This is a genomic window from Wolbachia endosymbiont of Drosophila bocki, from assembly GCF_028982005.1.
GTDB classification, from domain to species: Bacteria; Pseudomonadota; Alphaproteobacteria; order Rickettsiales; family Anaplasmataceae; genus Wolbachia; species Wolbachia pipientis.
Window position 1 is genome coordinate 1 of sequence record NZ_JAPQLG010000087.1, and the last position, 9,021, is coordinate 9,021.

7 protein-coding genes, 1 tRNA gene and 1 pseudogene are annotated in these 9,021 nt (G+C 34.8%); all 9 read left to right on the plus strand.

The window, feature by feature from the left end:
* Positions 1–127: 127 nt before the first annotated feature.
* A tRNA-Leu gene (locus OZD61_RS01760) sits at positions 128–209 on the plus strand.
* A gap of 158 nt (positions 210–367) precedes the next feature.
* Positions 368–1,702, plus strand: a complete 1,335-nt coding sequence (gene tig / locus OZD61_RS01765; RefSeq protein WP_274979631.1) for a trigger factor — start codon at positions 368–370, stop codon at positions 1,700–1,702.
* Between the two features lie 11 nt (positions 1,703–1,713).
* Positions 1,714–2,340 (plus strand): ATP-dependent Clp endopeptidase proteolytic subunit ClpP, encoded by a 627-nt coding sequence (gene clpP / locus OZD61_RS01770; protein ID WP_038250016.1) that lies wholly within the window; start codon positions 1,714–1,716, stop codon positions 2,338–2,340.
* Positions 2,340–3,617: an ATP-dependent Clp protease ATP-binding subunit ClpX gene (clpX, locus tag OZD61_RS01775; protein WP_274979627.1), complete on the plus strand. Its 1,278-nt coding sequence runs from the start codon at positions 2,340–2,342 to the stop codon at positions 3,615–3,617. The genes clpP and clpX overlap by 1 nt, the downstream gene beginning before the upstream one ends.
* A 15-nt stretch (positions 3,618–3,632) precedes the next feature.
* Positions 3,633–6,092, plus strand: coding sequence for an endopeptidase La (lon, locus tag OZD61_RS01780; protein ID WP_274979628.1), 2,460 nt, complete (start codon positions 3,633–3,635; stop codon positions 6,090–6,092).
* Between the two features lie 283 nt (positions 6,093–6,375).
* Positions 6,376–7,758, plus strand: a complete 1,383-nt coding sequence (locus OZD61_RS01785) for a Na+/H+ antiporter NhaC family protein (RefSeq protein WP_274979629.1) — start codon at positions 6,376–6,378, stop codon at positions 7,756–7,758.
* The gene (locus tag OZD61_RS01790) at positions 7,751–7,900 is read left to right on the plus strand and encodes a hypothetical protein (RefSeq protein WP_259348587.1); all 150 of its coding nucleotides are present in this window, start codon (positions 7,751–7,753) and stop codon (positions 7,898–7,900) included. The genes OZD61_RS01785 and OZD61_RS01790 overlap by 8 nt, the downstream gene beginning before the upstream one ends.
* A complete protein-coding gene (locus OZD61_RS01795) occupies positions 7,900–8,373 on the plus strand; it encodes a JAB domain-containing protein (RefSeq protein ID WP_274979630.1) in 474 nt (157 codons plus the stop codon). The genes OZD61_RS01790 and OZD61_RS01795 overlap by 1 nt, the downstream gene beginning before the upstream one ends.
* Positions 8,374–8,568: 195 nt before the next feature.
* Positions 8,569–9,021: pseudogene (locus tag OZD61_RS01800) on the plus strand (hypothetical protein); the annotation flags it as partial.

Sequence of the window (9,021 nt, forward strand, 5' to 3'; positions counted from 1 at the left end):
ATAGATATACCTCTTTCTTAACTATGCTTATTCTACCTCATATTTTCGAGATCCTTAACAGGTTCTAAGACTTTAAACCTTGAATATTTTTAATGGAATACCTATAATAGGGTACTGAAAATTTCTTGCGGATATGGCGGAATTGGTAGACGTGCCAGGTTTAGGTCCTGGTGAGCTTGCTCGTGGGGGTTCAAGTCCCTCTGTCCGCACTTTAAAGTCATGTAACTTAGGTTTTAAGGGAAAATTTATAATCACTAAATACACTTTTGTTTGTGTAAAAACCTGTTCTTAAGGATTGTGTTTAACTTAAATTCTGGTAAAATGACTCTATTAAGATATGAATTAAAATGTTAATAAATGAATTATGATGTCTAATAATATACCTCAAAATACAGTCGAAGTAAGTAGCGTATATACCTACAAAGAGCTTAGTATAGATAAACTAAAGTATGAGTATGAAATCATAGTTGGTAGTGATTATATAAAACAAAAGGTAAATTCCAGGTTGCAAGAGATAGCAGAAAATGCAAAATCACCTGGATTTAGGGCTGGAAAGATGCCCTATGACCTTGTTGTTGCAAATTATAAAAACGAGGCTTTGGAATATGTGATAAATAATACAATTGATTATTGCTCAAGTGATTTGATGAAAAAAATTGAAGTCAAGTCTCACATTTATCCTAAGGTTGATGTTATATCATTACCAGATCTGGGCAAAGAAAATGAGGAGGGCAATTTTGTATACAAGCTATCTTTTGAGTCGATGCCTGAAGTACCGATGATAGATCTTGACAAAATAAACTTAAAGAAAATTGAAGCAAGGATTGAAGAGGAAGATATAAAAGAATTTATTGATTCTATCAAAACAAAGTTCCCCAATTTTGCCTCTGTTGATGATGCTTCTTACCAAGCGAAAGATGGGGATAAATTGATAATTGATTTTGAAGGGCGGATTAGGAATAAGCTCTTTCAGGGTGGAAGTAGCAAAAATTTTGCCGTTAATTTAGGGTCTGGCACATTTATTAATGGTTTTGAAGATCAATTAACTGGTATGAAAAAGGGAGAAGCAAAGAACTTTAAGTTGAAATTTCCTGAAAATTACCAAGCCATTTCCCTTGCAGGACAGGAAGCTGATTTTTCTGTGCGAATTAATGAGATTCAGGTTGCCAAAGATTTTGAAAATGATGATGAAATAGCTAAGAGTATTGGGTTCAAAGATTATTCTTTGCTAATAAGTCATGCAAAAAAAATGATTGGTGATCAGTGCACCGAAATGAGAAATCTCTTAATTAAAAAGGAGCTATTTGATTATTTGGATGCTAATTATAGTTTTGATTTACCCACAGACATAGTAAAACAGGAGCAACAAAGAATGGAAGGAGAATTGGGTGCTCAAAATGATTCTCGTAAAGAAGCTGAAAAACGTGTAAAGCTTGCTATGTTATTTATGAAATTTAGTGCAGAACATAAAATATCATTAACTCAAAATGATGTTTTGAATGTGATTGTAAATCAATACGTCAGTAAGGATGTACCGTTTGACAGAGTACTTAAGCATTTTGAATCAAATAAACAATTTCAAGAATTAGTTAGAGGGCAAGCGCTTGAGTATAAAGTGACAGATTATATAATAGAAAAAGTGAGTAAAGAAGAGCAGGTTATTTCTGTGAAAGAATTAAAGGAATTGTTTGGTAATATTTAATAGGAAAGGGTATGACTCTTATACCAATTGTAGTTGAACAAACTAGTCGCGGTGAGCGCGCTTATGACATATATTCAAGACTAGTGAAAGAAAGAATAATTTTTGTAACAGGTCCTATTGAGGACAACATGGCTAGCGTAATAGTAGCACAGCTTTTATTTTTAGAATCGGAAAATCCCGATAAAGACATTTGTATGTACATCAACTCACCAGGTGGTGTTGTAACTGCTGGTTTGTCGATCTACGATACAATGCAGTATATAAACCCAGACGTTTCAACTTTATGTATAGGTCAAGCTGCGTCTATGGGTTCTTTATTGCTTGCAGCTGGTACAAAAGGTAAGCGCTACTCTCTACCTCATTCAAGAATTATGATACATCAGCCATCTGGTGGTTATCATGGTCAAGCAACTGATATAGAAATACATGCTAATGAAATTTTGCGGGTTAAGAAAAAACTAAATCAAATTTATGAAAAACATACTGGAAATTCACTGAAGAAAATTGAAGGAATGATGGAAAGAGATAAATTCATGGATCCTGAAGAAGCAAGGAAAATTGGCTTAATTGACAGGGTGATAGCTGAGCGTACAGATATTGAAATTGAAAATACTAAAGTTAAACAAAAGGTGGGTTAATGGATAACAATAATGATTTACACTACTGTTCTTTTTGCAACAAGGCGCAAGATGAAGTAGATAAATTGATTACTAACTCTTCGGATGGTTTAAAGGTGTTTATTTGTAATGAGTGCATAGAATTATCCCATAAAGCAATAAGTCAAAAGAAAGATAGATCTTTTAATTCAGATCGTATATCTGATATGAAGCTATTACTAAAGAAACCTGAGGATATAAAAAACTTTCTCAGCAAGCATGTTGTAGGTCAAGAACACGCGCAACACGTTTTATCTGTAGCTATGTATAACCATTGTCAATCCATGGTACAATTTCATGCTATAAGTGATATTGAAATCGAGAAGTCAAATATAATGCTTATTGGTCCCACTGGTTCTGGTAAGACTTTGCTAGCCAAAACACTTGCTAAAGTTTCAGATGTGCCATTTGCTATGGCTGATGCAACAACTTTAACTGAGGCAGGTTATGTGGGTGATGATGTAGAAAGCGTGTTGTCGCGTTTATTACAAGCTGCAAATTATGACGTTGCAAAAGCACAGCGTGGTATAGTGTTTATAGATGAAATAGACAAGATCACAAGAAAATCTGAAAGCACTTCAATAACCCGTGACGTTTCAGGTGAAGGGGTCCAGCAAGCTCTGCTTAAGATTATGGAGGGTACAGTTGCTTATGTTCCGCCACAAGGAGGGCGAAAACACCCACAACAAGAGTTTATACAAGTGGATACTAGTAACATACTGTTTATTTGTGGAGGAGCTTTTGAAGGCCTCGATAAAATTATTGAAGCGAGAAAAAAGGGAACATCAGTTGGCTTTGGAGCAGATATAAGTCAGTCTAAAGAGCAAAAGAAAAAAAATGCTTTACATGATGTTCAACCTGAAGATTTAATCAAATTCGGTTTAATACCCGAATTTGTAGGGCGGGTTCCAATAACTGCTGTTTTAGATGAGCTGGATCATGAAGATTTAATACATGTGTTGACAGAGCCAAGGAATGCACTGATAAAACAGTACAAAGCATTGCTTGCGTTTAGCAAAGTAAACCTTGAGTTTTCAGATGAAGCAATATCAGCTATTGCTAAAAAGGCTATAAGCTACAAAACAGGTGCAAGAATGTTACGTGCTATCTTGGAGTCACTTTTGCTTGACATTATGTATACATCTGGAAACGGAGGCTTTGAAGGTAGCACTATAGTAATCACTAAGAAAATGGTAGAATTAGGAAAAGCAACGGTTAATCATAATAACAATGGCAATGTTATAATGGTTAATGATTAATTTGAGGCATATATTGTGAACATTGAACGTACTGTGAGCTCTGGTTTTGCTGCATTGTCAGTATTACCTTTAAGAGATGTAGTAATTTTTCCAAATATAATGGTGCCTTTATTCATAGGCAGAGAAAAATCTGTTAATGCACTAGAGTATGCAATAAGTAGTAGTAATCACCAAAATGAGATTTTTCTTGTAGCACAGAAAGATGGCTCTGTTGATAATCCAGAGCCTGAAGATCTTTATGAAGTAGGTGTGTTAGCAAGCATTGTACAACCGTTAATAAAATTACCTGACAATGCAGTAAAAGTTATAATCCGGGGGATAAGAAGGGGAAGGGTTGTAGAATATATTAGCTCTCATACTTTATTACAAGCCAGGGTAGAGTTAGACAGTCATTATGAATATGAAGAAGATGAAGGCAATATTGATTTAGAGGCTTTAAGGCGGTCTGTTGTAGACGCGTTCGATAGCTGGTGTAAGCTAAACAAGAAAAATCAACCCGAGGTTGCCATTAACTCCATTGATCAAATCAAAGAAGTTGATCAACTTGTAGACACGGTAGCTTCACATTTAAATATAAAAGTATCAGATAAACAAAGTATACTTGAGGCTTATGACCCAGAAGAGCGTTTAAAAAAAGCTTTTGCTTTTATTGAGAGAGAAATGAGTATTTTGAACGCACAAAACCGTTTATATAAGACAATTAAATCGCAAGTTGAAAGCACTCAGAAAGTTTACTACCTTAACGAGCAATTGAAAGCTATACAGAAAGAATTAGGCGAATTTGAGAATGGTGATGAAGGGAATATACTCAATGAATTTGAAAAAAAGATAAATGAAACAAAGCTTTCTCAGGAAGCAAGAGAGAAAGCTATAACTGATTTGAAGAGATACAAGAAAATGAATCCCATTTCTCCTGAAGCTACAGTTATATCTAGTTACTTGCATTGGTTACTTGATTTGCCGTGGGGGAAGTACAAAGATGCAAAAATTAACTTAAATGCAGCTAAGAAAATCTTAGATGAAAATCATTATGGCATAGAGAAAGTAAAAGATAGAATAATAGAATTTTTAGCGGTATTAAAAAGAGTAAAGGAGATAAAAGGTCCTATACTTTGCTTAGTTGGACCGCCAGGTGTTGGTAAAACTTCTTTAGCTAAGTCTATGGCAAGAGCAGTAGGAAGAGATTTTGTTCGCATAGCTCTTGGTGGTGTGCGTGATGAGTCTGAGATACGAGGGCATAGGAAAACTTATATTGGCTCAATGCCTGGTAAAATCATTCAACACATGAAAAAAGCTAATTCATGCAACCCGCTTTTTCTGCTTGATGAAATAGATAAGATGGGTTCTGATTCGCGTGACGATCCTGCATCTGCATTACTTGAGGTTTTAGATACTGAGCACAATAAACACTTTACGGATCATTACTTGGAAGTTGAGTTTGATCTTTCAAGTGTAATGTTTGTAGCTACGGCAAACAGCTTAAATTTACCACATCCTTTGCGTGATAGGATGGAAATTATACAATTGTCCGGGTATACTGAAGATGAAAAAATCAGTATTGCTACACACCACCTTATTCCGAAGTTAAAGAAGGAGCATGGTTTGTATCAGAAGGAATGGGACATAACTAATGAGGCGTTATACGAGTTGATACGTTTATATACACGTGAAAGTGGTGTGCGGAGTATGGAAAGGGAGCTTGCAAAGCTCATGAGAAAGGCAGTTAAAGAAATATTGACTGATAAAAATAAGAAAATATCCGTAGGGGTTGACAATTTACAAGATTATTTAGGGGTACGTAAATATACCTTTGGCATTGCGGAAAATGAGAGTTTAGTAGGAATAGTAACTGGGCTCGCCTATACTGAAACAGGTGGTGATATTTTGATGATAGAATCAGTCCTAATTCCGGGCAAGGGAGAAATAAAATACACAGGAAAGCTTGGAGAGGTTATGCAAGAATCTATAAAAGCTGCGTATAGTTATGTTCGATCAAATTGTTTGTTTTTTGGTATAAAGCCCGAAAAATTCCAAAATAATGATATACATTTGCATGTACCTGAGGGTGCGGTACCAAAGGATGGCCCTTCTGCTGGCGGCGCGGTATGTACGTCTATTGTTTCTCTTATGACGAATATACCAGTTAACAAAAATGTTGCTATGACAGGCGAAGTGACATTGCGTGGTAGAGTTTTAGCTATTGGGGGCTTAAGAGAAAAATTGCTTGCAGCGCTCAGAGGATCAATCAAAACTGTGATTATACCAAGTGAAAATGAGAAAGATATGCAAGAGATTCCGGCAAGCATCAAAGAGGGGATCAACGTAGTTTTTACTAAGAATATTGATGAAGTTATGAAAGTTGCTTTAATGCACCCTACTACTCCAATTGATGGTGATGATAATCAAAATAGTGTGCCTTCCTCTATAGAAAGTAAAGATGATACTTTTCCTATGTCGGAAACATTGAAGCATTAGATTAAAAAAATATTATCAATCTCCATTTCTCTTTTATCCGGCAAAAATCCACCAACTTGTGCATCCCATAAGGATATGACTTGCTTTGTTGTTATGTCATTCATATTTTTTACTTATTCTATCTCCCAGTTTAATTCAAGTAGATGATATATTATAATAGTCCTTTTCATGGAAACCTTTTCTGGTAGATTGCTTTCTAGAAAAACATTGGTCAAGGTGCTAACTGTGGTTTATAATAATATAAATTATATCATAGTTGATTTGCATTTATCAGAGCTGAGGTATGTTTTATCTTACAAATTTTTTGCCTATTTTACTGTTCCTATTTCTTTTTGTAGGGAGTGGTATATATTTTACTGTTCTTGGCGTGTCAAATGCTTTTTATCAGTTATCTCCACTAGTAGCCATTGTTCCTGCCATAGCTCTGGGTTGGGTTTTATACAAGGGCAATACTGAAGAAAAAATGTATGCCTTTCTAGATGGGGTAAGAGATCGTAATATTATCACTATGTGCATCATTTTTTTACTTGCAGGTGCATTCAGTGAAGTAACTAAAGCAATCGGTAGTGCTGATGCCACAGTTAATTTGGCTCTTTCATTTATACCAACACAATTTTTACTCATAGGATTATTTTTTGTAGCAGCTTTCATCTCCACTGCTATTGGTATATCAATGGGCACCATTGCAACAATTGCTCCTATTGCAGTTGAACTGACACAAGCTGGGATTTCTCCTTCCTTAGGAGTTGCAACCGTTGTAGGAGGAGCAATGTTTGGTGACAATTTATCTATTATCTCTGATACTACAATTGCATCTGTGATGTCTCAAAAGGCTGATATAAAGAAAAAATTAAAACTGAATGCAAAAGTGGCACTAATTGCTTCTATATTCACAATAATTATATTATTTTATAGCTCAAGCAATAGTGCTGCTATTTCAGTTAAGGAGTATTCTTTATTGCTTGTGACTCCTTACATAATACTTATATTGCTTGCGAACTTTGGAATAAATGTATTTACGGCATTGGTTTTAAGCATAACTTTTGTTGGAATCATTGGATTTATAAATAACAACAATTATGGTTTATTGTTTTTAAGCCAAAACATCACTAAGGGATTTATGAGTATGCATGAAATTATGCTACTGTCATTGATGGTTGGCGGGCTTTCAGGACTAGTAGGTAAAAATTCTAAGGAGTTTGCAGATAAACTTTCATCTTGGGTTATGATACAACGTGGTGGACAAAAAACAGCGCAGTTATTTATTGCAAAAATAGTCAGTATATTTGATATTTTACTTGCAAATAATACCATCGCTATAATTTTTAGCGGTGAAATTGCTAGAGATATTGCTAAGAAATATGAAATACCGCCTCACTATAGTGCAGCATGGCTAGGCATATTTTCTTGTGTGTTTCAAGGATTAATACCGTATGGCGCTCAATTGCTTTTGGCTAGCACTATTGCTGGAGTTTCACCTTTGGCAGTCGTGCCACACGTATACTATTGCTATGTTTTAGGTATTATTGCAGTGTTATATATTGTAAGCAACACGGACAACATTGCAAATTTGGAGTTCAAAAGGGTAATACCTCGAGAACTACTGCGTCAGAAAGCTGGCGCTGAATTTGTATATAATGTTGACCTTGGAGGTTTTTATGAGTAATAGTGAGAATAAAAGAAAAGAAAAATTAGAAGCTAGAATTTTATCAAGCAAAGACAGAACTCTGCTTGATCATGAGTTGCTGGAACTTTTGCTATATTCGTATGCGAAAAAGGAGAAAGCAGAAATGTTGCAGAGAAACTAATGGCTCTATTCAATAGTGTGGGAAAAGTAATTAGTGCTGATCTTTACGAGCTAAAAATCGTTGCAGGAATGAATGACTCAGCAGTCGCAAGTATTCAATGCGTGAAAGAAATTATACAAAGAATGTTGAAAGGTAAGTTAGAAAAATTATCGATTATGGATAATAAAACAAAGCTAATAGAGTACTTGAAGGCAACAATAGGACAGTTCAGAAAAGAAAGCTTACGAGTAATATACTTGAATCCAGGTAACCGTTTGGTGCATGAGTATATTCAAGATACCGGAACTGTGAACAAAGCACCTTTTTACATAAGGGAAATAGTCAAAATGGGATTGCTGGTAGAATCGACGTATGCTATAGTAGCACATAATCATCCAAGCGGAGATCCAGAACCAACGGAGGAAGATGAAAAAAATACACGGAAATTAGAATTGGCATGTGATAATGTAGGAATCAAGTTAATAGACACATAGTAATAACAGGAAAAAGCCATTTTAGTTTTTTTGATAATGGCTTAATGTGATACTAGAATTGAAATGGGTGATTTGGAGTTTACCCTTTTTCACAACCTTGTAAAAAATTTAGGGATTCAGCTCTCTGTGAGAAAGAAAATTGTTTCAGTTTTTATGATAATGGGTTACCGTAAATGATAAAATGAGGATAGAGAAATGAAATTTCTGTCATATAGTTTTGAGCAGTTGAAACAATTCTTTAAAATACTAAGTAGTGAAGAAAAAGTAGCTCACTATCGAAGAATACTAAAAAAAGCAAAAATTTTACTTGAAAAAGAAAGTAGTGATATAGATCAGCTTAAAAAGCTAAGTAAAGCAGCCGTTGCTATAGAAGAAACCACTGAGAAAGAACTGCTGAAGGAGTTTAATGGTGATCACCCTTTAAGAGAAGTAAATATTGTGGTCTATCCTAAAGAAGATGGTAGTGAAGTAAACTATTTATTCAGCTTGAGTTATTCATCAGAATTGTACAACGTGAGAGAAGATAGAGAAAAAGCACTTTATAATGCAATAAAATCAAATGATGTTGAAATAATTAAACATTTACTAATAACCCTATTATCTGAAGATCCTAAGAAAATAGATCAAAAACACCTAACGAAACTGGAA

Bases quoted from the DNA above. Each gene is read 5' to 3' on its own strand.
- clpP (WP_038250016.1), top strand. From the start codon at position 1,714: ATGACTCTTATACCAATTGTAGTTGAACAAACTAGTCGCGGTGAGCGC.
- OZD61_RS01785 (WP_274979629.1), top strand. From the start codon at position 6,376: ATGTTTTATCTTACAAATTTTTTGCCTATTTTACTGTTCCTATTTCTT.
- tig (WP_274979631.1), top strand. From the start codon at position 368: ATGTCTAATAATATACCTCAAAATACAGTCGAAGTAAGTAGCGTATAT.
- OZD61_RS01795 (WP_274979630.1), top strand. From the start codon at position 7,900: ATGGCTCTATTCAATAGTGTGGGAAAAGTAATTAGTGCTGATCTTTAC.
- clpX (WP_274979627.1), top strand. From the start codon at position 2,340: ATGGATAACAATAATGATTTACACTACTGTTCTTTTTGCAACAAGGCG.
- OZD61_RS01790 (WP_259348587.1), top strand. From the start codon at position 7,751: ATGAGTAATAGTGAGAATAAAAGAAAAGAAAAATTAGAAGCTAGAATT.